This window comes from Ruminococcus sp. YE71, assembly GCF_900119155.1.
In the GTDB taxonomy this organism is placed as follows: Bacteria; Bacillota; Clostridia; order Oscillospirales; family Ruminococcaceae; genus YE71.
This window is the reverse complement of record NZ_FPIR01000004.1, coordinates 104689-128838: the sequence shown is the minus strand read 5'-3', so window position 1 is coordinate 128838 and position 24150 is coordinate 104689. Positions and strand designations below refer to the sequence as shown.

Annotated in this window: 19 protein-coding genes; 14 read left to right on the top strand and 5 right to left on the bottom strand. The window is 55.4% G+C overall.

Features of this window, described 5'->3' with window-relative positions:
- Positions 1-318: 318 nt before the first annotated feature.
- From BT142_RS05115 to BT142_RS05105, 3 genes are all read right to left on the bottom strand, one after another.
- Entirely contained in the window at positions 319-1272 is a 954-nt protein-coding gene (locus BT142_RS05115) for an alpha/beta fold hydrolase (protein ID WP_084659334.1), read from the bottom strand.
- 15 nt (positions 1273-1287) lie between these two features.
- The gene (locus BT142_RS05110) at positions 1288-2241 is read right to left on the bottom strand and encodes an alpha/beta fold hydrolase (protein WP_072417137.1); all 954 of its coding nucleotides are present in this window, start codon (positions 2239-2241) and stop codon (positions 1288-1290) included.
- 376 nt (positions 2242-2617) lie between these two features.
- Complete coding sequence (locus tag BT142_RS05105) at positions 2618-5227, bottom strand: cation-translocating P-type ATPase (RefSeq protein WP_072417136.1); 2610 nt, start codon at positions 5225-5227, stop codon at positions 2618-2620.
- A gap of 483 nt (positions 5228-5710) precedes the next feature.
- Here BT142_RS05105 and tsaD point away from each other — a divergent pair, with 483 nt between their 5' ends.
- From tsaD to BT142_RS05080, 5 genes are all read left to right on the top strand, one after another.
- Positions 5711-6727 (top strand): tRNA (adenosine(37)-N6)-threonylcarbamoyltransferase complex transferase subunit TsaD, encoded by a 1017-nt coding sequence (tsaD, locus tag BT142_RS05100; RefSeq protein ID WP_072417135.1) that lies wholly within the window; start codon positions 5711-5713, stop codon positions 6725-6727.
- Between the two features lie 106 nt (positions 6728-6833).
- A complete protein-coding gene (locus BT142_RS05095) occupies positions 6834-7307 on the top strand; it encodes a GNAT family N-acetyltransferase (protein WP_072417134.1) in 474 nt (157 codons plus the stop codon).
- Between the two features lie 34 nt (positions 7308-7341).
- Positions 7342-9066, top strand: coding sequence for a phosphoenolpyruvate--protein phosphotransferase (gene ptsP, locus BT142_RS05090; protein ID WP_072417133.1), 1725 nt, complete (start codon positions 7342-7344; stop codon positions 9064-9066).
- 201 nt (positions 9067-9267) lie between these two features.
- On the top strand, positions 9268-10575 hold the full coding sequence (locus BT142_RS05085; RefSeq protein WP_072417132.1) for a phenylacetate--CoA ligase family protein: 1308 nt from the start codon (positions 9268-9270) through the stop codon (positions 10573-10575).
- Between the two features lie 124 nt (positions 10576-10699).
- On the top strand, positions 10700-11725 hold the full coding sequence (locus BT142_RS05080) for a S66 family peptidase (protein ID WP_139182179.1): 1026 nt from the start codon (positions 10700-10702) through the stop codon (positions 11723-11725).
- Between the two features lie 119 nt (positions 11726-11844).
- Here the strand turns inward: BT142_RS05080 and BT142_RS05075 are convergent, their stop codons facing one another.
- Positions 11845-12765, bottom strand: coding sequence for a hypothetical protein (locus BT142_RS05075; RefSeq protein WP_072417130.1), 921 nt, complete (start codon positions 12763-12765; stop codon positions 11845-11847).
- A gap of 533 nt (positions 12766-13298) precedes the next feature.
- Here BT142_RS05075 and BT142_RS19380 point away from each other — a divergent pair.
- The 9 genes from BT142_RS19380 to BT142_RS05035 all read left to right on the top strand — a co-directional run bounded on the left by BT142_RS19380 (position 13299) and on the right by BT142_RS05035 (position 22818).
- Entirely contained in the window at positions 13299-13448 is a 150-nt protein-coding gene (locus BT142_RS19380) for a hypothetical protein (RefSeq protein ID WP_207647521.1), read from the top strand.
- A 112-nt stretch (positions 13449-13560) separates the two neighbouring features.
- Positions 13561-14781, top strand: a complete 1221-nt coding sequence (locus tag BT142_RS05070) for a CPCC family cysteine-rich protein (protein ID WP_072417129.1) — start codon at positions 13561-13563, stop codon at positions 14779-14781.
- A gap of 50 nt (positions 14782-14831) precedes the next feature.
- Entirely contained in the window at positions 14832-17477 is a 2646-nt protein-coding gene (gene alaS, locus BT142_RS05065) for an alanine--tRNA ligase (protein WP_072417128.1), read from the top strand.
- 25 nt (positions 17478-17502) lie between these two features.
- Positions 17503-18099: an SPFH domain-containing protein gene (locus BT142_RS05060; RefSeq protein WP_072417127.1), complete on the top strand. Its 597-nt coding sequence runs from the start codon at positions 17503-17505 to the stop codon at positions 18097-18099.
- A gap of 43 nt (positions 18100-18142) precedes the next feature.
- Positions 18143-18487 (top strand): histidine triad nucleotide-binding protein, encoded by a 345-nt coding sequence (locus tag BT142_RS05055; protein ID WP_072417126.1) that lies wholly within the window; start codon positions 18143-18145, stop codon positions 18485-18487.
- Between the two features lie 171 nt (positions 18488-18658).
- Entirely contained in the window at positions 18659-19747 is a 1089-nt protein-coding gene (gene holA / locus BT142_RS05050; protein WP_072417125.1) for a DNA polymerase III subunit delta, read from the top strand.
- Between the two features lie 7 nt (positions 19748-19754).
- A complete protein-coding gene (locus BT142_RS05045; RefSeq protein ID WP_072417124.1) occupies positions 19755-20342 on the top strand; it encodes a ribonuclease M5 in 588 nt (195 codons plus the stop codon).
- Between the two features lie 25 nt (positions 20343-20367).
- Positions 20368-21687 carry an MBOAT family O-acyltransferase gene (locus tag BT142_RS05040; protein ID WP_072417123.1) on the top strand — a complete coding sequence of 440 codons (1320 nt, stop codon included), beginning with the start codon at positions 20368-20370 and terminating at the stop codon, positions 21685-21687.
- 33 nt (positions 21688-21720) lie between these two features.
- On the top strand, positions 21721-22818 hold the full coding sequence (locus tag BT142_RS05035) for a DHHW family protein (protein WP_072417122.1): 1098 nt from the start codon (positions 21721-21723) through the stop codon (positions 22816-22818).
- Positions 22819-23051: 233 nt separating this feature from the next.
- Here the strand turns inward: BT142_RS05035 and BT142_RS05030 are convergent, their stop codons facing one another.
- Complete coding sequence (locus BT142_RS05030; protein ID WP_072417121.1) at positions 23052-24134, bottom strand: N-acetylmuramoyl-L-alanine amidase; 1083 nt, start codon at positions 24132-24134, stop codon at positions 23052-23054.
- Between the last annotated feature and the right edge of the window lie 16 nt (positions 24135-24150).

Sequence of the window (24150 nt, the reverse complement as noted above, 5' to 3'; positions counted from 1 at the left end):
GTTCCCACGAACGTCAAAGCTGTTCAGTACTGTTTTTTTCATATCAGTATCCTCGTCTCTTTCCGATTATAATTATATCACACAATTTCTTAAATAGTCTTTAAAATCCAAAGAAATATCTTATTTTCTCTGATGATCCGTCCTCGGCTCTGCAACCGCCGCAGATAATCGGACATTTGTTTTGCGCCCGAGGTGGGGGGCAAGCCCCCACCCTACGAATTATAGATAACCGCCAAATATTCAGATACGCGGCGCAGCCGCTCATTTCAGCATCATACTTGATGCGGTTATCTGTTATCTTTCATCTGTTATCTTTCTTCAAAGTTTTGCTATGAACGCTTTCATCTCTCCGCTTATCCTTTCGTACTCGAAATCGTGAACGTAGTGACCGCAGTCAAGCTGTATCAGTTTTCCGTCTAAGGACGCATCGACCATAGCCTGCATACCGCCGACCCACAGTTCATCGCCCGAATTATCGGCGGAAACGTACATCAGCACGGGAACGGTCGGCAGGGGCGCGGAGTTCAGCTCGGCAGTCGCGTTGATACGGCAGTCGATGTCGCCCTCGTTGATTATCGTATCGTTTGCGGTGATATGGCAGGCTATCTCGGTGAATATTTTTTCCTCGTCTTCGGTGAGCGTCCCCGACTGATCGTAATCCACAAGCCTTATCAGCCCCGTGTTCTTTCCCGCCCTGTTGATAAGCTTTACAAGCCCCAGCTGTTTCGACTCGTTTTTCTGCGTTTCCTCACTCTCGCAGTTGGGCGTACACATATCAAGCCCCACGATACCCTCGACTTCATCGGGGTATTTCTGCGCCCAGAGCGTCGCCTCGTAGCCCGAAAAAGAGTGCGCACACAGCACATACGGCGCTTCGATACCTGCCTTTTGCAGAGCCTCTCTGTCCTGACGGAGCAGAGTGTCCATATCGCGCTCGCCGTCCACGATGTCGGAAAAACCGTAGCCGAATTTCTCCACAACGACGCATCTGTACTCGTCCGAGAGCCGTGAATACAGCGGCTTGAAGTCCAGTATCGGCGAGGAAGTCCCCCACCCCGACATGAACACGATAGTGTGCTGACCCTCGCCCTCGGTGTAGATGCTCATGTTGTGCCCGTCCACCTCGACAAGCTGACCGAGCGGCTTTTCGTACAAGTCCTTGTTCTTTTTGAGCATTATCTGATTGTATACCGTCATGATGATAAGGAATACCGTAAGCAGTATCAGCAGTCCGAGAAGTATTTTCCCGATTATTTTCAGTGCTTTTTTCATGGTTGTATCCTCGCTTTATTTGTTGAGTCCCGAAATGAATTCTTTCATTTCCTCAGCTATGCGCTCGGATTCATACTGATGAACGTAGTGACCGCAGTCAAGCTCGATCATTTTGCCGTCTTTGGAAGCCGCAACTATCTCGTCGCAGGCTTTGAGCACGGACTCATCATCCTTGCGGTCGGCAGAAATGTACTGTATGGTCGGAGTGTCAGGCAGGGCAGCCCCTGTTATCTCGCCGAATACCGCCGTGACAGCGTCATTCTCGCGGCAGGTGGTGTCGTTCGCCTGGTTCTTGCTGACAAGCGCGATATACTGCTTCGTCTCCTCGTCGGAAAGTCCCTCGTTGTCGCTGATCGTCAGCAGAAAACGGTTGATGCCCGAGATCCTGACGACCTTGTTGAGCTTCATGATCGCTTTCTGCGCCTTGCTTTCCTTTGCTGTTACGAGGTTCGGGTTGTTGCCGAAAGACATATCGAGCCCCACGATGCCCTCGACCTCGTCGGGGTACTTCTGCGCCCAGAGGGTCGCTTCAAGTCCCGACAGCGAGTGGGGACACAGCACGAAGGGACCGTTGATGCCGAGCTTTTCGAGGGCTTCTCTGTCCTCGCGGAGTATGGTGTCGAAATCGCGTTCACCGTCGATCTCGTCGCTGAACCCATAGCCGAACTTCTCGATGACCACGCATTTGTAGTCGCCGCTGAGCTTCGAGTAGAGGGGCTTGAAGTCGTAGTAGGGCGATTCAGTTCCCCAGCCCGACAGGAACAGTATGGTGTGGTCGCCGTCTCCCTCTGTGTAAATGTGCATATTGTGACCGTCGATCTCAACGAGCTGTCCGGGATATTCCTTGAGGATCTCCTTTTCGCCATGCATCGCGATAGCATTCCAAATGCCCGTGATGACAAGGAACGCGACTATCAGTATCAGCAGTATGAGTATAAATTTTCCGAATAATTTGAGTGCTTTTTTCATGATTGTCTCCTTTATTGGTCTTTATTTGCCGAGCCCTGCGGTGAGTCCTTTCATTCCGCGGCTGAAACGCTCGTTCACGAAACCATGACCGCAGTCGGGCAGAACCTGATCTTAAATGCTCGTGATGATGAGAAGTGCCGCAATAAGTGTCAGTATCACGAAGAAAATATTACTAAAGATCATCAATGCTTTTTTCATATCGCAGCCCTCCTGTGGTATATGTCTTGTTGTTTGCTATAATATTATACGCCGTATAGTATCCTTCTGTATGATATTATACGACATATAATATTGTTTGTCAATAAGGTAAGCGTTATTTCATTAAAAAAGACGAAAGCCCTTGCAAACTTTCGTCTTAATTTGGTAATATTGACTATTATACGCGTTCGGAGACAGAGCGTCGGGAGGTTTTCACTACCGAGATGCTTCCGCTCACCGCCGAACACATCGGCGCGGCAAGTGCTGTCACGGCGCAAATGACAAGACCTTTCGTGTCGGGCATGGTCAGCGAGAAGATGTCTGCCAGCTTCGGCAGTACACAGCAGACCGCCGTACACGCCGCCGACACCGCCACCGCGCCCACCGCAGGCAGACAGCCCTTCAGCGGTATCGAGAAGAGCGGCTTATCCTCGCTTCGGCACTCGAAAACGTGTATCAGCTGCGAAGCCACCAGCGTGAGCATCGCCCCCGTCCTCGCCGCCGCGAGCCCCTGCGGGAGCAGCAGCGAGAAGCACCCCAGTGCCGCCGCCGCGATGAGTGCGCCGCGGATCAGCATCTTGCCCAGCAGTCCACCCGAGAAAAAGCTGTCGTCGGCGGAGCGCGGCGGACGGCGCATGATGTCGCGCTCGGGCGGCTCTGCGGAAAGCGCCGCCGCAGGCAGCCCGTCGGTCACGAGGTTCACCAGCAGTATCTGGGTGGGCAGCAGCGGAATCGGCATCCCGATGACCATCGCGCCGAACATGGTGAGCACCTCGCCGATGTTGCAGGCGATGAGGTACCGCACGAACTTGCGGATGTTGGCGTAGATAGTCCGCCCCTCGCGCACAGCCGACACCAGCGTCGCGAAGTTGTCGTCGAGCAGCACGGTGTCCGCCGCCTGCTTGGTGACGTCGCTGCCGCTGATGCCCATGCTCACGCCGATGGAGGCTTCCTTGACGGCAGGCGCGTCGTTCACGCCGTCACCCGTCATCGCCACCACCTTGCCGCGGCTCTTGAAAGCGCGGACGATGCGCAGCTTGTGAGCAGGCGTCACCCTCGCGAACACGGCGATGTTTTCGATTTCCTCGGCGAGCTGTTCGTCGGTCATGCGGTCGAGCTCCTCGCCCGTGACGACGCGCTTTGAGGGGGTGAGGATGCCCGCCTGTTTCGCGGCGGCGGAGGCGGTGAGCTTGTGGTCGCCCGTTATCATGACAGTGGCGATGCCTGCGCGGCGGCACTCGCGGACGGCTTCGGCGGCCTGGGGCCGCAGAGGGTCTTCGAGGGCGGCGAACCCGAGGAACACCGTCTGTCCCCCGACCGTCTCAGCCAGTCCGATGAGCCGCAGACCTTCGGCGGCGAGCTCGTCACAGCGGCTGCGGACAGCCGAGACCTGCTCCTCGCCGAGGGGTTCGAGACCGCGCTGTGTGCGCCGCGAACGGCACATTTTCAGCAGGACTTCGGGCGCACCCTTCGTGAACACCGCCGTTCCCTCGCGGCTTCGGCAGGTCACGGACATATACTTGCTCTCGCTGTCGAAGGGCTTCTCGTCGATGCGTTTGTAGAGCAGAAGTTCGCGCTCGATGCCTGCCGACGCGCACAGCTCGGCGAGTGCGGCTTCGGTGGGGTCGCCCTCGAAGTGCGGACGGCGCAGGCGGTTGCGTTCACCCGTCGGCGGCTCATGCACCCTTCTCGCGTTGGAGCAGACCGCCGCACAAATCAGCGCTTCGGTGAGAGCCGCGCCGTCCCATGCGGTGAAGCTCTGGGAGGTGTCCTGTTCGGTGAGCGTGTCGGACAGCACGCACAGACGGCTGACCCTCATGCGGTTCTGGGTCAGCGTGCCCGTCTTGTCGGTGCAGATGACGTTGGCACAGCCGAGGGTCTCCACCGAGTGCAGCTTATGTACGAGGGCGTTCTGTCTGAGCATACGTCTTACCGCCAGCGCGAGGGCGATTGTCACCGCCGCAGGCAGACCTTCGGGGATGGCCGCGATAGCCACCGACACCGCCGTGAAGAACATCTCGCCCACCGCTTCGCCGCGTATCACTCCTGCCGCGAACACCAGCACGCACACCGCAAGACAGATGAGAGCCAGCACTTTTCCAAGCTCGCCGAGCTTTTTTTGCAGGGGAGTCTGTTCGTTTTCGATGCCGCCCAGCATCCCCGACACCTGCCCCATCTGCGAAGCCGTGCCGACCGCCGCTGCCTCGCACACCGCCGAGCCGCGCACTGCCGAAGTCCCCATGTAGCCCATGTATGGCAAGTTGATGGACTTGCGGTCTTCCTCGCCCGACCATGCGGTCTTTTCGGCGGGGAGAGTTTCGCCCGTGAGTGCGCTTTCGTCGCAGGCGAGACGGTTCTGAGAGAGGATGATGCAGTCGGCAGGGAAGCGGTCGCCTGCTTCGACCTCGAAGACGTCCCCCGTCACCACCTGCGAGGCAGGTATCGTCACAAGCTCGCCGTCGCGGCGGACTCTGGCTTCGGGGGCGGCGAGCTCTTCCATGCGCTCAAGGGTCTTCTCGCAGCGGTACTCCTGAAAGAACCCGAGGGCGGCGTTCATCACGACGATTATCATGATGGGCAGAGCATCCTGCCACCCGCTGACGAACACCGACACCGCTGCTGAGATGAGCAGTATCATGACCATCACGTCCCTGAACTGCCCTGCGAAGATCCTTGCCGCACTGACTTTTTTCTTCCGCGCAAATCGGTTCTCGCCCTGTTCGGCAAGGCGCAGTTCTGCTTCGGCAGAGGTGAGCCCGATGTGCTTTTCTTCTGTTAATGTTGACATTTTATCAGCTCCGTTTCGGTTGATGAGGGTTTGTACTCATTATATAAATATGCTTGTACATTCAGGATATGCCTGCAAATGTTAATATATTGTAAACATACATTTCGGACGATATTCCGCACTTGAAGAATCACGCAAAAATTGGTATAATAAAATAAATAATGGTTTGTGGTGACTGGGTGCGGGTAGTATTGGTCGTGAAGAGTGTCACTCTTCTCTTCAATTGTGCGTCCCCTGCCAAAAAGACGTTCGATAGGGCGTAACGCATCATTTGCGGAATTTTTTAGATTGTCACTCATGAAACGGTGAGAGTCTGTCTTTTAGACCACAACTAACGAACGACATATTAAAAGTCTTTGGAATGGGGGCCGCCTTAGCTTCGCACGGCAAGGGGAGAACCTTTCTTCAGAAAGGTTTCCCCGGTTAAAACCCGCACTCACCCCCCTGCAAGTACTGATTTATAACACATGAAAGCGTGATAATATGAAGATATTAGGAATAGAGAGTTCGTGCGACGAGACTGCTGCATCCGTTGTTGAGGACGGCAGGGTCGTTCTTTCGGACGTGGTGGCGAGCCAGATCGACGAGCACAGGCTTTACGGCGGCGTCGTGCCCGAGATAGCTTCGCGGCGCCATGCCGAGAACATCGGATGGGTGGTGCGTGAGGCGCTTCTCAAAGCCGACTGCACCCTCTCCGACATCGACGCGGTGGCGGTCACCTACGCGCCGGGACTTATCGGCGCACTGCTTGTGGGCATCAGTTTCGCGAAGGGTCTTGCCATGTCAGCGAACAAGCCGCTGATACCCGTTCACCACATCGCGGGGCATATCGCCGCGAATTACCTGACCCATCCCGACCTTGAACCGCCCTACCTCTGCCTTGTCATTTCGGGCGGTCACAGCCACATCATCGAAGTCCGCGACCACACCCACTACCACGTCATCGGGCGCACCCGTGACGACGCTGCAGGCGAGTGCTTCGACAAGGCGGCGAGGGTGCTGGGGTACGAGTATCCGGGCGGAAAGTTCATCGACGCGGCGGCAAAGCTGGGCGACCCGACTGCCTACAAGCTTCCGAAGCCGAAGATACCGGGCAGCGAGTTCGACCTGAGCTTCTCGGGGCTGAAAACGGCGGTCATCAATACCGTCCATAACGCCGAGCAGAAGGGCGAGCCTGTGCGCCGTGAGGATATGGCGGCTTCCTTCCAGAAAACAGTCGCCGACACGCTCGTTGAAAGGACGATGGCGGCGGCGAAGATGCTGGGGAGCAAGCGGCTTGCGATAGCAGGCGGTGTTTCGGCGAATTCTGGCGTGCGAGGTGCGTTCGAGACCGCGTGTAAGAACCGTCATATCGAGCTGTTCATGCCCGAGCTGAAATACTGCGGAGACAATGCCGCTATGATAGCCTGTCAGGGCTACTATGATTATATGGCAGGCAAGCGTGCGGATATGAGTCTGAACGGCATAGCGACGCTGTCACTTGACAAAATATCGGAATAAGAGCTCCAAGCAAGCTCCGCACTCCACCCAAACAAAGATCACACCCTTTCTCAAAATAAATAATACCACTCCCAAAAAGCGAAAAAACTCGAAAACAGGAGACAAGATGGACTACACAATAAGAGACATGACCCCGCAGGAATACAGCAGGCTCGACGACTTCCTGTACGAGGCGATATTCATCCCCGAGGGTATCGAGCCGCCGCCGAGAAGCATCATCGAACAGCCCGAACTCAGGGTCTATACCGAGGATTTCGGAACGCGCAGGGGCGACTTCGCACTCGCGGCAGAAGTCGGCGGACGGATAGTCGGGGCGGTGTGGACGCGCATCATGAACGACTACGGACATATCGACGATGAAACTCCGTCTTTCGCTATATCGCTGTACAAGGAGTACCGCGGTCACGGGATAGGGACGGCGCTGATGAAAGAGATGCTCGGAAAACTCGGGCAGGCAGGCTTTGAGCAGGCTTCGCTCGCGGTGCAGAAGGCAAACTACGCCGTCAGGATGTACAGAAAGGTCGGCTTTGTGACGGTGGGCGAGAACGCCGAGGAATACATAATGCTGTGCAGATTGTGAATCGTGCAGGTCAATAATCCGAAGAGGTGAAATTATGCAGAGGATAAGAGGACGCGCCGCATCGGGCGGCATCGTGTTCGGGAAGATAAAATTCTACCGCCGCGACGATATCGTGGTCAACAGGCATAAGGTCGGCAACCCCGAGCTTGAACTTCAGCGCTACGAGTACGCGAAAAAACTCTCGCTCAAGGAACTTGACGAGCTTTACGAGCGCGAAGTCCGCAAGATAGGCAAAGACCACGCCGAGATCTTCATGATACACCGTATGCTCATCGAGGACTACGGCTTCGTGAACAAGATAGAACAGATGATACGCGAGGAGAGCGTGACTGCCGACTACGCCGTTCACCGCGCCGCCGCTGAGGTCGCAAGCTCGCTGGGACGCGCAGAGGACGACTATATCCGCGCCCGTACCGCCGACGTACTCGACATCTCGGGCAGACTTATCAGACATATCCAGAACAAGTCGGAACAGAAGCTCGAATTTGAACGCAATACCATTCTCTGCACCTACGACCTTGAACCTTCCGAGACTATACGGCTCGACACACATCTTGTGCGTGCGGTCTGCACCTGCTACGGCTCGGTGACTTCGCACACCTCGATACTGGCGAGGACCATGGGCATCCCCTCGATAGCGGCTCTCGGCAAGGCGCTGTCGGATGACTACGACGGCTGTGAGGCGATAGTTGACGGCTTCGCGGGCATCCTCTATATCGACCCCGACAACGCCACAAAACGCCGCATGATAGAAAAGCGCGAGGAAGAGGGCAGAAAACGCGAACTGCTCATGAGGCTCCGCGGAAGAAAGAACGTCACCCTCGACGGCCGCGAGATAGAGATATACGCCAACATCAGCGGCCTTACGGATGTTAAGTACGTTGAGGACAACGATGCGGAGGGCATCGGACTTCTGCGCTCGGAGTTCATGTACCTGCAAAATGATGACTTCCCCGACGAGGAACTGCAATTCTATACCTACCGCCGCGTGCTCGAACGAATGAACGGCAAGCGCGTCGTGGTGCGGACCCTCGACATCGGCGAGGACAAGAACCCCGACTTCATCTACGGCGGTTCGGACAACCCTGCCATGGGCGTGCGCTCGATACGCCTGTTCTTTGAGAAGCCCGAGGTGTTCCGTACACAGCTGAGGGCGCTTTACCGTGCTTCGATGTACGGCAGGCTGGCGATAATGTTCCCCCTCATCGTTGACCCCGAGGAGATAATCGCGATAAAGGCGATAATCTCAAACGTCTGGGAAGAGCTGGACGAGGAAGGCATACCCTACTCGAAGGACGTTGAGATAGGCATCATGATAGAAACGCCCGCCGCGGTAATGCTGTCGGAAGAGCTGGCGAGGGAGGTCGATTTCTTCAACGTCGGCACCAACGATCTTGAACAGTACGCGCTGGCGATAGACAGGACGGATTCGCGGCTTGAAAAGTACTGCCGTTCGCATCATCTGGCGGTAATGCGCATGATAAAGATGGCAGCGGACAGCATCCACCGCTACGGCAAGTGGATAGGCATCTGCGGCGAGCTGGCAGGTGAGCCCGAACTGCTCGAAGCGTTCATCGCGATGGGTGTGGATATGCTGTCGGTGTCGCCGACGAAGATACTGCCGATGCGCCGCAGAGTGCGTTCGCTGAGGATAGACGAGCCGAAGGATATGCTTGTGAGAAAGGGCATAGTGCGCCCCGACGCCCCCGAGTACTACGGGGTGTATCTCGACTACAGCAAGAACCGCAGATACGAGTAAACGGCTTGACGGCTCGAAAAAAATACGTTTTCCCACGGAAATACTCTGATTTTTATAGTAAAAAAAGTCTCCCACGATTTATGCAAAATGCACATTTCGGGGGATATTTTTAAGAAAATGTGGATAAATGCTTGCTTTTTTTGACGGGATATGGTATAATACACGTATATACGCTTTAAAACACCAAAGGAGTAATGCAATATGTTTTTCCAGAAAGAAGCTCAGACTATGAGCCGAAGCGAGATCGAGGCAGACCAGCTCACAAAGCTCAAAAAGCTCGTGAAGTACTGCTACGATAATTCGCCTTTCTACCACAAGAGATTTGACGAGATAGGTCTTGACCCCGACAGCATCAAGGAACTCAAGGATATCGAGAGGATACCGTTCACGACCAAAGCCGACCTGCGCGATAACTATCCCTTCGGCGTGTTCTCCGTTCCGCAGAGCAAGATCGTGAGACTGCACGCTTCGTCGGGAACAACTGGCAAGCCTACCGTCGTAGGCTACACCGCAAACGACCTCGACGCATGGAGCGACTGCATGGCTCGTATAGTTACCGCCGCAGGCGCGGACGAGAACAGCCTTGTGCAGATATGCTTCGGCTACGGACTGTTCACGGGTGCGCTGGGTCTGCACTACGGCCTTGAAAAGATCGGTGCGACGGTTGTTCCGTCTTCGAGCGGCAACACCGACAAGCAGATCATGCTGATGCAGGACTTCGGTACCGATACCCTCGTTGCCACCCCGAGCTACGCACAGTACATCGGCGAGCTGGCGAAGGAAAAGGGCGTTCTGGACAAGATACACCTGAAACTCGGTCTGCTGGGCTCTGAGGGCTGCACCATAGAGATGAGAAACGCTATCGAGCAGACTACGGGTATGTTCGTCACCGATAACTATGGCATGAGCGAGCTCGGCGGCCCCGGCGTTTCGGGCGAGTGCCGCGAGAGAAACGGTATGCACATCAACGAGGATCACTTCTACTGCGAGATCATCGACCCTGCTACGGGCGAGGTGCTCCCCGCAGGAAGCGAGGGCGAGCTGGTAGTCACCACCCTGACCAAGGAGGGTATGCCGATACTCCGCTACAGGACCCGCGACATCACTTCCATCAACTACGAGAAGTGCGCCTGCGGAAGAACTACCGCGAGAATGGGCAAGCCCAAGGGCAGATCGGACGATATGCTGAAGATCCGCGGCGTAAACGTGTTCCCGTCGCAGATCGAGAGCGTGCTGATGACCTTTGACGAGATCGCACCCCACTATCAGCTGGTACTGACCCGTGAGAACTTCGCGGATCATCTGGAGATCAAGGTGGAGCTGAACGAGAACTACAGCAGTATGCTCGACAACTACGCACAGCTTGAGGAGCTCCACAGAAGAGTTACTCACGAGCTGAAGGTAGTCCTCGGTATCGCGACCAAGCTGACCATCGTTGACTGCAAGACTCTGGAAAGATTCCAGGGCAAGGCAAAGCGCATCGTTGACCTCAGAAATCAGGATAAGTAAAAAAATAAGGTATCGCTCACATACGGGCTATGCTAATATAGTAGTTTTATGCCATAGTATTTCTGATTTACAGTCAGAAGTACTATGGCGTTTCTATTGACAGTGCAGCGATGCTATGTTATAATTGCTATTAATATATATCGGGATTGATTTATATTCGATGAATAGGGGAAAAGCTATGAAAATAGAAACAGGTTCAACAATAGGCGTTTTCAGCCCGTCGTGGTGCATCACAAATGAAGCGCCGGAAGCTGCTGCTCGTGCAGAGAAATTTATTCGCTCCCAGGGTTTTAATGTAAAGCACGGCAAGCTATGGGGAAAGGCAGACGCGTACGTTTCAGGCTCACCAGAAGAAAGAGCTGATGAATTCAATGCGTTGCTTCACGATCCCGAGATCCGTATACTTATGGCGAGTGTCGGCGGTCAGGTGACGAACGGTATGCTCCCGTACATTGATTATGAATACTACGCGGAAAACCCGAAACCCGTTGTAGGTATGTCAGATGTGACAGCGCTGCTGATGGCAATTTATACGAAAACAGGCGTACCCACATATTACGGCTCGAACTTTGTAACAAGCTATGCAAGGCTCAATCCGTATCGGGATATTGCCTTAAAAAGCCTTTGCGATGTGCTGAACTTTGAAGAATGCTACAAATATATTTTCCCCGAATACTATTCTGACGACGTTATAGAATGGTCGCAGGAATTAACCGAGGAAAAGTGTATTCCAAATGAGATTATAACTCTGAGCGGCGGAAAGGTATCGGGCAGACTTATCGGCGGGAACCTGTATACTATCGGAAATATATGGGGTACCCCATATATGCCGGAAATACGCAAGGGTGATATTCTGTTCATTGAAGATACCGAGGAGTGGGCGTGCAGCGTGGAACGAACATTGGCTCAGTTGAAAATCTGCGGTGTTTTCGACATGATTGGTGGGCTTATCATCGGGAAATGTAGGCAATTTCAGCATTACGGGACAGAGAAAACGTATTATGAGTTTATATACGATTATCTGAACGGACCGAATTATCCCGTGCTTGCCGAGTGTGATTTTAGCCATTGTGCACCCATGCTGACGCTGCCTATCGGAATCACGGCTAAGCTGGATGCCGATGCCCAGACGATAGAATTGGTAAGATAAATTATGAATTGTTTTAGCAGCCGTATAAAAACGAATGCTCCGAAGCATTTTGAAATGCTTCGGAGCAAAACTTCTATATGGGTATCCATCTTACGGGCGATACCTTTTTTACAGCAGTCCTATTTTATTTTCCAGCCCTGCTTCATCTCGCGCAGCGCTTCGCCCGAACGGCGTACTATCGCTTTTATCATTTCGAGCTTCAACGGCTCGTAGACGTATATCAGCTGACCCTTCGCGTCGATGTCGAAATGGACGCCTATCATCACGATGACCGCCAGCTGTGCGAAGATGAAAAAGCTGAACGTGTCGAACTTCACCGCGTGGGAGCCGTACTTCGCGATCGAGCGTATCTCGTCACTGCACCGCGACGGCTTTTCGAGCATATAGCCCCAGTTCTTCGCACGGAGCCCTCTGTAATCGAAGGTGAAATCGTATGCGTTCATCGTCCGCGCTGCCCTCAGTGACGCATCCACCTCGTCGGCGGACTTGCCTAAGATGTGGCTGTAGTCGAAATAGTCCCATAACGACTCGCTGTTTATGGTCTCCAGCTGTTCGGCTGTCAGCGCACGTAGCTTGCCCTCGCTCATGCTCTCCAGCACGATGGAGGCGGGCGCCTGCTGCATCTGAATCATGAAATCCGCGGCGTCGGCGTAGTCGGCGTGCAGGTCTTCATATCCGCCGAAATAGTAGACATCGGCATCGGTTGCGCGCATATAGCGGTATACGCTCAGTTCGTAGTCGTGGCTGACGTAGAACGCGAAGGACGCCCACAGCGATGCCAGATACCCCAGCGTCAGAAGCAGGGTAGTCAGCCTGCGTTCCCTGAAACCGATGAACACGCAGAGCGTCTTGACCGCGAATGCAGGCATCAGCACGAGCACCGCCGTGCTCAGCACCACGATGACGGTATTGATGGGCGCACTTGCGATCAGTATGAAAAGAATTCCCGAGACCGCTGATACCACCGCAGACAGCAGGGCTGTGAGCAGTATACACGACCACACGGGCAGCCTCGGTACGGTTGCTTGTCTGAGCTTCATATTTTCCCTCTTTTTCGGAATTGCGGCTTACATTATTTTCTATATATTATATCACATTTTCCACGGCGAATCAAGGAAAAAACGCGCTATATCGCTGCCGTATCAGGTAAACTATTTGTAAACCATCTTTTAAGCCTTTTTCGGCGATTTAAGGTATATTTAAAGTAGATTTCAGGATAATGTTCACATAGTATATCTATGTTAATATTAGATAAATCTTTTATGTAAAAAACCGTCGATTTAGGCGAACCGCACAAAACGATTTTGTGCATAATGCTGAAAAAAAATAGTTAAAAATAAAAATCAGCCGAAACTCTTGACTTATCGCCGAAATTAGTATATAATATAGATGATGTTAAGTAACTCATTCAGTAATGTTTGAAACTAACATCCGTTTTGTTGTCTCCTTTCTTTTGTTCTACACATAGTTTTATTTTGTTTCATCTACCGCCTCACATCGTGTGGGGCTTATTTTTTTGCATTTTTATTAAAATGCGTCTGTGCTCTTGACAAACGGGATTTGCTACTGTATAATGGATATATATGTGCAAAATGCCGTGACGGAGATTGATCGGGCAGGTGACATTCACAGAGAGCGGAGCGTATCGCTGAAAGCCCCGTACTGCCGCACCCGAGTGCTGCTCCCGAGCACCGCCGAAAACGGCGGCGTTTTCCCGCGTTAAGGGGTTTGAGTGACCGCGTGGTCCAGCCGTGCGGTAATTTGGGTGGTAACACGGAGTTCGCTTCGTCCCATGTTTCAGGGGCGAAGCGGCTTTTATTATGAAAGGATGTCATATGGAAAAAAAACAATGTCCGTGCTGCGGCTGCCTGACGCTCGATGAGCTCGGCGCCTGGGAGATCTGCCCCGTCTGCTTCTGGGAGGACGAAAGCGGCATTTACAGAAACGGTTCGCCCGACCCTCAGCTGGCGAGCGTGCCCAACGGCGACCTGTCCATCGTGAAGGCGCGCCGCATACTTCGCAGGTGCGGAGCCTGTCAGGAAAGCATGGCGGGCAAGACCCGCAAGCCGACTCCCGAAGAGGTCACCGTCATGTATACGAACCTGATGAACGACCCCGACGGCTGGCTCCACGATCTGGCTCATGATCTGTGCATCGACGCCTTCTTCCTTGTGCTCATCGCGTCGAGGAACTCACGTCAGGCGAATATCTACACGGTCAGGGACGGTTCGGTGGTCACCTACACCGACTGGTTCGGCGGCGCAGATTCTATCCACGACCGCTACATGAAACAGTTCAGCGAGCAGGGGAAACAGCCGGGTATCCACCTCTGGCGGTTCGAGTACGGCACCCCCGTCATCCAGCGCTTCTACCCCGAGTCGGAGTACAATTCGGTGCTGTACGACGGCTACAGCAGCTACGTCATGTTCTGGATAGAGTACGGTCTGACCCCTCCGGGTGAGGAAGGCAGGGCGAAGCTCGAAGCCGTGATGGACGACGCCGAAAGGATACGTAAGAGCCTTGTCTATGCGTGCTACATCGGCGATACCGAGCAGATAATCGCCCGTGCGAAAAAGGCGAGCCCTGCTCAGCTCAACAAGGCTATCCCCTACATGAACACCCCCCTCGGTTTCTGCGCTCAGCACGGCGACCTTGAAGGATTCAGGGCGGTGATGGCGGCAGGCGCAGACCTCGGCAAGAGCGTGGCATCCATGTCGCCCCTCGGGTGGGCGATGCATTGTTCGCCCGATATCGCGCTGTACATCCGCAAGAATTACCGCGCACAGTTCGACGCCGAGCTGAAAAAACAGGGCGTGCGCCTGTTCTCACAGACGAACGACCCGCGGCTGTTCGCAGTCGCCGACGAGAGCGGTCTCGACCTTGCGCCGCTGGCGTTCGATTTCGCAAAGTCGGGCAACGCCGCAGGCATCAACTACCTTCTGAAAAAGGGCACTGACCTGAACGTCACCGACAGCTGCGGCTGTACGCCCGTTTTTTACGCCGAGCGCGGCGGCGAAAAGACCCGCGCAGTCAGGGAACTGCTGGCAAAGGCATAAAATAGTTTATCATTTACAATTATCAACTATATATTTCGGAGGAAACTAAAATGGAATGGACAAGCTTAAACGACCTCAGAGAATCCTATCTGAAATTCTTTGAGAGCAAGAACTGCCTGCGCAAGAAGAGCTATTCGCTCGTACCGCAGAACGACAACTCGCTGCTGCTCATCGTGGCAGGCATGGCACCGCTGAAGCCTTACTTCACGGGTCAGGAAGTTCCGCCCCGCACACGTATGACCACCTGTCAGAAGTGCATCCGTACAGGCGACATCGAGAACGTGGGCAAGACCGCACGTCACGGTACATACTTCGAGATGCTGGGCAACTTCTCCTTCGGCGACTACTTCAAGAAGGAAGCTATCACCTGGGCATGGGAATACGTTACCGAAGTGCTGAAGCTCCCCAAGGACAGACTGTGGATCTCCGTATACGAGGACGACGACGAGGCTGAACAGCTCTGGCAGTCGGAAGCAGGCGTTCCTGCTGACCGCATCGTCCGCATGGGCAAGGAGGACAACTTCTGGGAGGCAGGTACCGACGGTCCCTGCGGTCCCTGCTCGGAGATATATTTCGACCGCGGCGTTGAGTACGGCTGCGGCAAGCCCGACTGCAAGGTAGGCTGCGACTGCGACCGCTTCATGGAGTTCTGGAACCTTGTGTTCACACAGTTCGAGCGCCACGAGGACGGCACCTACACCCCCCTCGCACAGAAGAACATCGACACGGGCATGGGTCTTGAAAGACTTGCTGCTCTCATGCAGGGCGTTGACTCCATCTTCGATGTTGATACCGTCAAGGCTATCCGCGACCACATCTGCCGCATCGCAGGCTGCGAGTACGGCAAGGAATACAAGAAGGACGTTTCCGTCCGCGTTATCACCGACCATATCCGCGCTGTGACCTTCCTCGCAAGCGACGGCGTTCTGCCTTCCAACGAGGGTGCAGGCTACGTTATGCGCCGCCTTGTCCGCAGAGCTGTACGTCACGGCAAGCTGCTGGGCATCGAGGGTATGTTCCTCAAGGACATCGTGCGCACCGTCGTTGACTGCAATAAGTGCGAGTACAACGAGCTTGAGGAGAAGTACGACTACATCGTCAAGGTACTCACCAACGAGGAGCTGAACTTCAACCGCACCATCGACCGCGGCATGAAGCTGCTGGACGACCTTATCGCAGATATGCAGGCTAACGGCAAGACCGTTCTCGGCGGCGAGGACTGCTTCAAGCTGTCCGACACCTACGGCTTCCCGCTCGACCTCACACGCGAGATACTCGAAGAAAAGGGCTTCACCGCTGACGAAGAGGGCTACGAGAAGTGCATGGAAGTTCAGCGCACCACCGCCCGTGAAGCTCGCGGCGGCTCCAAGTACATGGGCGCTGACGAGACCGTTTTCCACCGCATCGACAAGGAATTCCACAGCGATTTCCTCGGCTACGGACAGCTCGAAGCTGATTCCACCGTTGACTTCATAGCAAACGATGACGAGCTCATCATGAGAGCCGACGAGGGTCAGACCGCTTACATCGTGTCGAAGGCTACCCCGTTCTACGCTGAGAGCGGCGGACAGGTAGGCGACACAGGTATCATCACCACCGCTACGGGCAAGGCGGAAGTCACCGACACCCAGAAGGCTGTTGCAGGCAAGATCGCTCACACAGTAAAGGTAGTCGAGGGTCACATCGAAGCAGGTCAGGCTGCACACTTCGCAGTTGACGCAAAGAGAAGAATGGCTATCGCAAGAAACCACACCTCGGCACATCTGCTCCAGGCGGCTCTGAGAGAAGTGCTCGGCGACCACGTTCACCAGAAGGGTCAGCTCGTTGACGCGGACAGAGTTCGTTTCGACTTCTCCCACTTCGAGGCTATCACTCCCGACGAGCTCGCAAAGGTCGAGGCTCTCGTGAACGAGAAGATCATGGACTGCCTGCCCGTTGACACCCGCGAGATGCCCATCGAAGAGGCGCAGAAGCTGGGCGCTATGGCACTGTTCGGCGAGAAGTACGGCGAGACTGTGCGCGTTGTTTCCATCGGCGATTTCTCGCTGGAGTTCTGCGGCGGTACCCACCTCACCAACGCTTCTCAGGCAGGTCTGTTCCGCATCATTTCCGAGAGCTCTGTCGCAAGCGGCGTAAGACGTATCGAAGCTGTTACGGGCGCAAACGTGCTCAAGCTCCTCGCTGAGCTCGACGGCAAGCTGGCAAACGCTGCAAAGACCCTCAAGGTCAACGACGTTAACCTTATCGGCGACAGGATCGCTGCCGTTCTCGAAGAGAACAAGGAGCTTTCGCGCAGCGTTGACAGCCTGAAGGGCAAGATCGCAGGCGCTATGTTCGGCAGCGTTGTAAGCGCGGCACAGGACGTAAAGGGCGTGAAGCTCGCGGCTGTCAAGCTCGACAGCGTGGGAGCTGATATGTACGACAGCTTTGCCGACGGCGTAAAGAGCATGGACGAAGCATTCGTTCTGCTGCTGGCAGGCACCGCCGACGAGAAGCCGAAGCTGCTCTGCGTATGCTCGAAGGCTGCTGTTTCGGCAGGCGCTCACGCAGGCAAGCTCGTCAAGGAAGCGGCTGCCATCACAGGCGGCAAGGGCGGCGGACGTCCCGACCAGGCTATGGCAGGCGTCGGCGACGCGGCTAAGATCGACGAGGCTATGGCTAAGGCGGCAGAGCTGCTGGGCGGCTTCATCAAGTAACGGAATCATATCACGGAGGATCGTAATGAAGAGTATCACAAGAGTGATCGCAGGACTGTCGTCGGCGGCTGTGCTGCTGTCGCTGACGGGCTGCGGCAATAAGGAAAAGGAAAGCAATTCCGACTACACCTTTGAACAGCAGACTACAGCAGAACTGGTGATGCCCGAACTGACTATGGAGGACGCAGGCGAAGATGAGTCTCTGACTGAGGATACACAGCCTGCCGAGACCGAAGCTCCCGATACCACCCCGGGCGAGACCATCATCGAGGAACACTCCGATCTTGCCGCAAACACAGTGGAGTTCGGTACGGCTGAACCTGTGCCTTTCAGGGACAGCACGACGGGCGAACTGCTCTCGCTCAAAATGAACGGTCAGATAGAGTATCTGCCGTTCTTCGACGGTGAGGAAGTCACCGACACCAAAGAGTTCGAGGCTAAACTCGCCCAGAAGGCAATCTCTGCGTTCGGCGTGAAGGCGGCGGAGCTTGCGGCAAGCGGCGTGAGCTTTGAGGAGATCAGCGCTTATACCCCGCAGATCGCGCAGGGGATGACAGATATCCTGCTGAGTAAGGGCTACGCTGTGACAAGCGTTATGTTGAACAGCATTTCCGCAAAATAAAGTACGTCTGCGGAAAAGGTTTATATAGAAGGAGGAAATCACAATGAACGACTGCTTATTCTGCAAAATAATCGCAGGGGAGATACCCTCGACCAAGATATTCGAGGACGAGCAGGTGTATGTCTTTGCCGACATCGCACCTACCGCGCCTATCCACTGGCTGGTCATCCCCAAGACCCACATCGCAAAGCTCAGCGACATCACCCCCGAGAACAGCGCGGTCATCGCACATATCTACGAGGTAATCTCGAAGCTGGCGGCGGAGCACGAGGAGTTCAGGGACGGCTTCCGCGTAGTTACGAACTGCGGCGAAAGAGCGGGACAGAGCGTGTTCCACATCCACTTCCATGTGCTGGCAGGACGCGACCTTGCGTGGCCCGCAGGCTGACAGTTGACAGCGGAAGATAAGTAAAGAACAATGCAGAGATACGGAAAAATCATGTGATAAAGGCGACCTTTGAGCCCTTATGCCGCAGATCGGCGGCAGGGGGCGGGGGATGCCCGAAGTGCTTTTTCCGTATTTCTTGTCTGTTGATGTGTGTGACAAGAGGTGAACATCATGGCGGCTCCGAAACAGAAGGGCTACAAACAGAAATTCGCGCCGACCTCGCCCTCCGAGTGCGGCAAGGCGATACGCGCAAAGGAATACTCGAACCTGTACCTGTTCTACGGCAGGGATACGGGCGCACTCGACCCGTTCGTGAAAAAGCTCACCGAACGGCTCTGCCCGAAGGAAGCTCAGGTAATGAACCTGCATACCTTCGACGCAGGCGACCAGCTTGATATGGAAGCGCTCGCCGACGCGGTGCAGGTACTGCCGATGTTCGCCGAGAGGGTGGTGGTGACCCTCAGCGGTCTCGACATGGATTCGCTCCCGCCCACGAAAGCGGACATCCTGCGAAAGCTCATCGAGGACATCCCCGAAACTACGGTGCTGATGCTCATCGCAGGCGGCGAAAAGCCCTACAAGAACCGCCGCTCCCTCTCGGACAAGAACCAGAGGTTCTTTGAGAAGTGCCAGAAGTTCGGCACGGTGGTGGAGTTCGCCTTCAAGTCGGTGTACGAGCAGGGCAAGATGATAACGGCGGCGGTGAAGAACAACGGCTGTTCCATCTCACAGCGCGACGCGGAGTATATCGCACAGCTCTGCCTGTGTGACACCGCGAGCATCGCTATGGAGACCGAAAAGCTCTGCGCCTACGCAAACGGCGGCACCATCGAGCGTGAGGCGATCGACGCGCTCGTCATCCGAAAGGTCGAGAGCGACGGCTTTACCCTCGCGGTCAACATCCTTCGCGGAAACGCCGCATTCGTGTTCGCGAGACTGACCGAGCTCAGAGCGCAGAACTACGAGCCGATGCAGATACTCTCGGTCATAAATATGTCCCTTGCGGACATCTACCGCGCAAGGCTCGCAAGGTCGGCAGGACGGACGGATTCCGACTGTGCGAAGGACTTCGGCTACCCGAAGAACCGCGAGTTTGCCGTGAGAAAGGCGTATGACGACTGCATGAGCATCGACCCCGACCGCCTGCGCCGCACGCTCACTCTGCTGTCGGACACCGAGCTTCGCATGAAGACCTCTTCGATGAACGATGCGGCGGCTTATCTTGCGGTGGAGCAGTTTGCCGCAAGCTCGATGGCGTGAGGTGCGCATGGAAAAACTGCACATCTCAAGGGCGATAGTCGTCGAGGGACGGTACGACAAGATAAAGCTCAGCTCGATCGTTGACGGCGTTATCATCGTGACGGGCGGCTTCGGCATCTACAAGAGCCGCGAGACCTGCCGACTTATCAGGCGCTACGCCGAAACGACGGGGCTCATCGTGCTGACCGACTCGGACAGGGCAGGCAGACAGATACGCGCCCACATAAAAAGCATCCTGCCCAAAGAACTTCATACGCGCATAGCCGAACTGCACATCCCCCAGATAAAAGGCAAGGAACGCCGCAAGGCCGAACCCTCGAAGGAGGGCACTCTCGGGGTGGAGGGGATAGACGCGGATATCCTTCGCAGACTGCTGGAACCCTTTGCCGACGAGAAGCCGAAGCAGGGGGAGCCTGTCACGAAGAACGATCTTTTCATGCTCGGTCTGTCGGGAACGCCCGACGCGTCCGAGCGCCGCGCTGCGCTATGTCAGCGGCTAAATCTGCCGTCGGGGCTGTCTCCGTCGGCACTGCTCGACCTGCTCAACACCCTCTACACCCGTGAAGAGCTCACAGACCTGATGAACGAAGAATGACCCGAACGAAAGGCGGTGGACACCCTTGACACTGTACAGCCTGATATATCTGTTTTTCTTTCTGCCCGTGTTCATGGGTGTGTACAGGCTCACACCTGCGAAACACCGCCGATGGCTCATCGCGGCGGCGAACCTTGCGGTCATAGCATCGCAGGGGATATGGGGACTTGCCGTCTACGGCGCAGATCTGGCGGCGGTCTACGTCTCGGGCAGGGTGATAGCCGACAGCCGCGCCCGTCCCGACAGGATAAAGCTCTGCCGTATCCTATTCGCTTCGGATATGGTGTTGCAGGCGGCTATGTTCGTGTTCTTTGCGAAGGGCAGGGGAGCGGACCTTGCGCCGCTGTCGGGGATAGCGGTGGCAGGCGGTGCGGTCATCGCTCTGCATTTCGTGTCCTATCTGGCAGACGTATGGCGCGGCCACGAACCTGCGGACATCGGCACACTGACGGCATATTCCGCCTTCTTCCCTGTGACGGGGGTGGGACCCGTACTGCGCTACAGGCGCACCGTGAAGATATTCGCCGCCCCGAAGGTCAGCTTCCGCAAGCTGGGCAGGGGGATATGGCTGTATGTTTTCGGACTGGCGGAGTTCCTGCTGATATCGTGCAGGCTCTCAGATGTGTGGCAAGAATACGCATCGCTCCCCGTGAAAAGCAGGGGCGGCGCGGCGGCGTGGCTCTCTCTGCTGATATGGTACGGAGCGTTCATGAGCGGTATCTCGGGTCTGCTGTACATGGGGCAGGGAACCGCCATGATGATGGGACTGAGGGTGAGACAGCCCGTCCGCAGGCGGCTGTTCGACAGCTCCCTCCGAAGCAGGCTCGGCGGTGTATGCGTTCATCTGACCATGTGGATACGCGACTACATCTGCTCACCGATAATTCGTCTGACGGGGAGGAAACTGCTCGCGTCGGCGGCAGGTACGATGTTCGCTCTGCTGTGGTTCTCCTTCGGCTGGGAAGGGATGGCGGCAGGAGCGGCTGCGGCGGCTGTGATGGTCTTGCAGCTGAAGTTCACTAGCGGACTGAAAGAACCGCGGCCGATAACGGGGGCGGTGTTCACGAAGCTGGCGGCGGCATCTGTAGGCGGCGTGCTGGCGGCGCTTTCTCTGCTGCCTTACGGGATGCCCGCCTTCGGGCTGTCGCTGGCGGACATCGACAACGAAGTGTTCAACTATCTGCTCGAAGCGTCGTGGCTGCCGCTGCTGACGGCGCTGTTCGTGACGGGTTCGGTACTGCCGACGGCTCTGAGGCGGATGAACACACGCTGGCTGATATTCATTCTGCCCGTGCTCGAAGTCATCGCGCTGGTGCTCTGCTCGGCGTATATGCTCAACAGATGATATGATGTGTTCACGCAGGAAGGAGGAAGCTCTGTGCGCAGGCTCATTGAAGTTATAACAGTGGTACTTTTCTTCGGGTTTGCCGCGGTGGGAGGGGTCATGACCGTTCTCGGCGGCAGAGGAGAACTCGCAGCGTCGGCGGAGTCGGACGAATCTGCGGCGGCGTTTCAGCAGGCAGCTTCGGAGAGTTTCCCCATGTCGGACAAGATGCTTGTCCTCTATGCGAGGTGTGCGCATCTTTTCGGGCAGCGGAGTTTCGGCGGAGTCTACCACGACGCGGACGGTGAGCGGCTCATCGACGTTCACAGCGGTCTCGACACGGATGCGGCATACGCTTCCTGCGAAGCGATAGGGCGTTTTCACAGACTTGCCCCCACGCTGCCTGCCTACGTGATGCTTGTGCCGACGGCTTCGGGGATATACCGTGAGCATCTGCCCGACACCCTCGGGGCTGACGACCAGCAGAAGATTATAGACGAGCTGTACTACGCCATCGACCCCGACGTGACCCCGCTGGACGTGTTCGGTTCGTTATACAAGGTGCGTGACAACTACATCTACTACCGCACCGACGACCGCTGGACGCCGCAGGGTGCGTATGCCGCCTATGCTGCTTCGATACAGAAGCTGGGTGGAACGCTTTACAGTGTGCAGAACTACGATGTCGAGTACACTCATGTGGAGTTCCTCGGGAGTCTTGCCGACAGGAGCGGAGTGCGTAGCGTACCCTCCGACAGGATAAACGCCTACCGCTGCAAGTTCGGCAGTTATGTGAAGTCCTGTGATGTGACGCATGACGGTGTCACGGACAACCGCACGTCGGTATACAGCCGAAGCGGACTGACGAAGGCTGACAAGTACAGTTTCTTCCTTGGCGCGTCTGATCTGAGCACAGCGAAGATCGTGACGACGGCGGAGAGTATGCCTAAGTTATTGCTGATTGGGTCGGACTATGCGCATTGTTTTGTACCGTTTTTACTGCCGCATTATTCGGAGATAATGCTGATCGATCCCGACGACCTGCCCGAGGGTAAGAATGTAACGGACATCATCGACCCGAAGGATTATGATCAGGTGTTATTCCTGTGTGATCTGGAATCGTTCAGCAAGAGCAAGTGGGAGGGGAAGTAAAAGCCTTACACGTCTTGTCGCACCTTTGGTGCGATGGGATGTTTGTGCGCTTACGGGTCAAAGCCACATTCCCTGGGCGGGGACGCCGTCCCCGAGCCCCTGCTGGGGGACCCTTTGAAAAGGGTCTCCCCAGACCCCTCCTAAACTTTTTGATTCTCTGGCGAGTACGGGACGTTTTGCGGTTTTGCCAATGGAAAAGCCATAGTATCGTTTTTTGATACTATGGCTTATTTTTAATATTCGTTATCTTCCTGCTCCTGAATGGTGATGGTGCTTTCGTTTCCATCATTCATCGTGACATTCGTCTTTCCGTCGGATAATAACTGCTCGCCAAGGATCCTCGATCCGTTGTCGGCGATAACTCCAAGCTCCACCGCAGTCTTGATGATGCCGCTCGCGATCGCTTCCGCATACGCCTGCTTGTTCGCCGCGAAATTGTCGTTGTCATCACTTACAAGCATACTGCCTAACTCTATCTGACAACTCGGCATTACCGTGTTCGTGTTTATCTCGTAGTTCGAGTCGGCTGAACCGTCGTAACCGTAGTAAACTCCCATGTCCTGCGATACTCCAACCGCATCCAGCGCACGGAGTATGTTCTGCGCTAACGCCGTGTCGTAGCTCGGGTGCATATTGTTCACCCACGCGATGATGCCCGGTGTGCCGTAGTAGTAAACACTGTCCGAACCGCCCCTGTGTATCGAAACGAAAAAGTCGGCACCCGATGTGTTCGCAAGCGTGCATCTGTCGGTGCGCGAAATGTTCGAGTCGGTCTCTCGCGTCATAACTACCGTTACGCCCTTCTTCTGAAGACAGTCGCGCACCAGCAGTGCCATCTCAAGGTTCTCGTCCTTCTCGAACGAACCGTTCCCGTCGGAGTTTCCGAGGTCGATGTCGCCGTGACCTGCGTCGATGCAGACCTTCAGCTCTCGTCCCTGAGCTTCGGCAGTGCCTTCGGTAACGCTCGCCGTACCCGAGGGAGCGTCAGCCTTGACCTGCTCGGTGTACTTCGTCGTTTCGGAAGTTTCTGCCTCGGCAGTTTCCGTGCTGTCGAATACGAAGGTGTTCGCCTTCGCAGTGACGTTCTTGTTCTTCGCACTTTCCGAGAAATGCTTCACGACCCTGCTCATGCCGTATATCATCAGCAGGAGCATGAACACCGCAACGGCTATCCTGTTCCAGTATATCTTCTTCTTTTTCTTGTATTTGGTTATCTTTACCACGCCGTCGTTGTAGTAGGTGTACTTCATGCACCCCTGTCTCTCGACGTTTACGACGTAGCGCTCGCCCTCGGGCGGCATCGATACATTGACCATTTCTATATCAATCCTC

Excerpts from the sequence above, each read along its gene's own strand:
- BT142_RS05115 (WP_084659334.1), bottom strand. The coding sequence starts at position 1,272 with ATGAAAAAAGCACTGAAAATAATCGGGAAAATACTTCTCGGACTGCTG.
- BT142_RS05110 (WP_072417137.1), bottom strand. The coding sequence starts at position 2,241 with ATGAAAAAAGCACTCAAATTATTCGGAAAATTTATACTCATACTGCTG.
- BT142_RS05105 (WP_072417136.1), bottom strand. The coding sequence starts at position 5,227 with ATGTCAACATTAACAGAAGAAAAGCACATCGGGCTCACCTCTGCCGAA.
- tsaD (WP_072417135.1), top strand. The coding sequence starts at position 5,711 with ATGAAGATATTAGGAATAGAGAGTTCGTGCGACGAGACTGCTGCATCC.
- BT142_RS05095 (WP_072417134.1), top strand. The coding sequence starts at position 6,834 with ATGGACTACACAATAAGAGACATGACCCCGCAGGAATACAGCAGGCTC.
- ptsP (WP_072417133.1), top strand. The coding sequence starts at position 7,342 with ATGCAGAGGATAAGAGGACGCGCCGCATCGGGCGGCATCGTGTTCGGG.
- BT142_RS05085 (WP_072417132.1), top strand. The coding sequence starts at position 9,268 with ATGTTTTTCCAGAAAGAAGCTCAGACTATGAGCCGAAGCGAGATCGAG.
- BT142_RS05075 (WP_072417130.1), bottom strand. The coding sequence starts at position 12,765 with ATGAAGCTCAGACAAGCAACCGTACCGAGGCTGCCCGTGTGGTCGTGT.
- BT142_RS19380 (WP_207647521.1), top strand. The coding sequence starts at position 13,299 with ATGGATATATATGTGCAAAATGCCGTGACGGAGATTGATCGGGCAGGT.
- BT142_RS05070 (WP_072417129.1), top strand. The coding sequence starts at position 13,561 with ATGGAAAAAAAACAATGTCCGTGCTGCGGCTGCCTGACGCTCGATGAG.
- alaS (WP_072417128.1), top strand. The coding sequence starts at position 14,832 with ATGGAATGGACAAGCTTAAACGACCTCAGAGAATCCTATCTGAAATTC.
- BT142_RS05060 (WP_072417127.1), top strand. The coding sequence starts at position 17,503 with ATGAAGAGTATCACAAGAGTGATCGCAGGACTGTCGTCGGCGGCTGTG.
- BT142_RS05055 (WP_072417126.1), top strand. The coding sequence starts at position 18,143 with ATGAACGACTGCTTATTCTGCAAAATAATCGCAGGGGAGATACCCTCG.
- holA (WP_072417125.1), top strand. The coding sequence starts at position 18,659 with ATGGCGGCTCCGAAACAGAAGGGCTACAAACAGAAATTCGCGCCGACC.
- BT142_RS05045 (WP_072417124.1), top strand. The coding sequence starts at position 19,755 with ATGGAAAAACTGCACATCTCAAGGGCGATAGTCGTCGAGGGACGGTAC.
- BT142_RS05030 (WP_072417121.1), bottom strand. The coding sequence starts at position 24,134 with ATGGTCAATGTATCGATGCCGCCCGAGGGCGAGCGCTACGTCGTAAAC.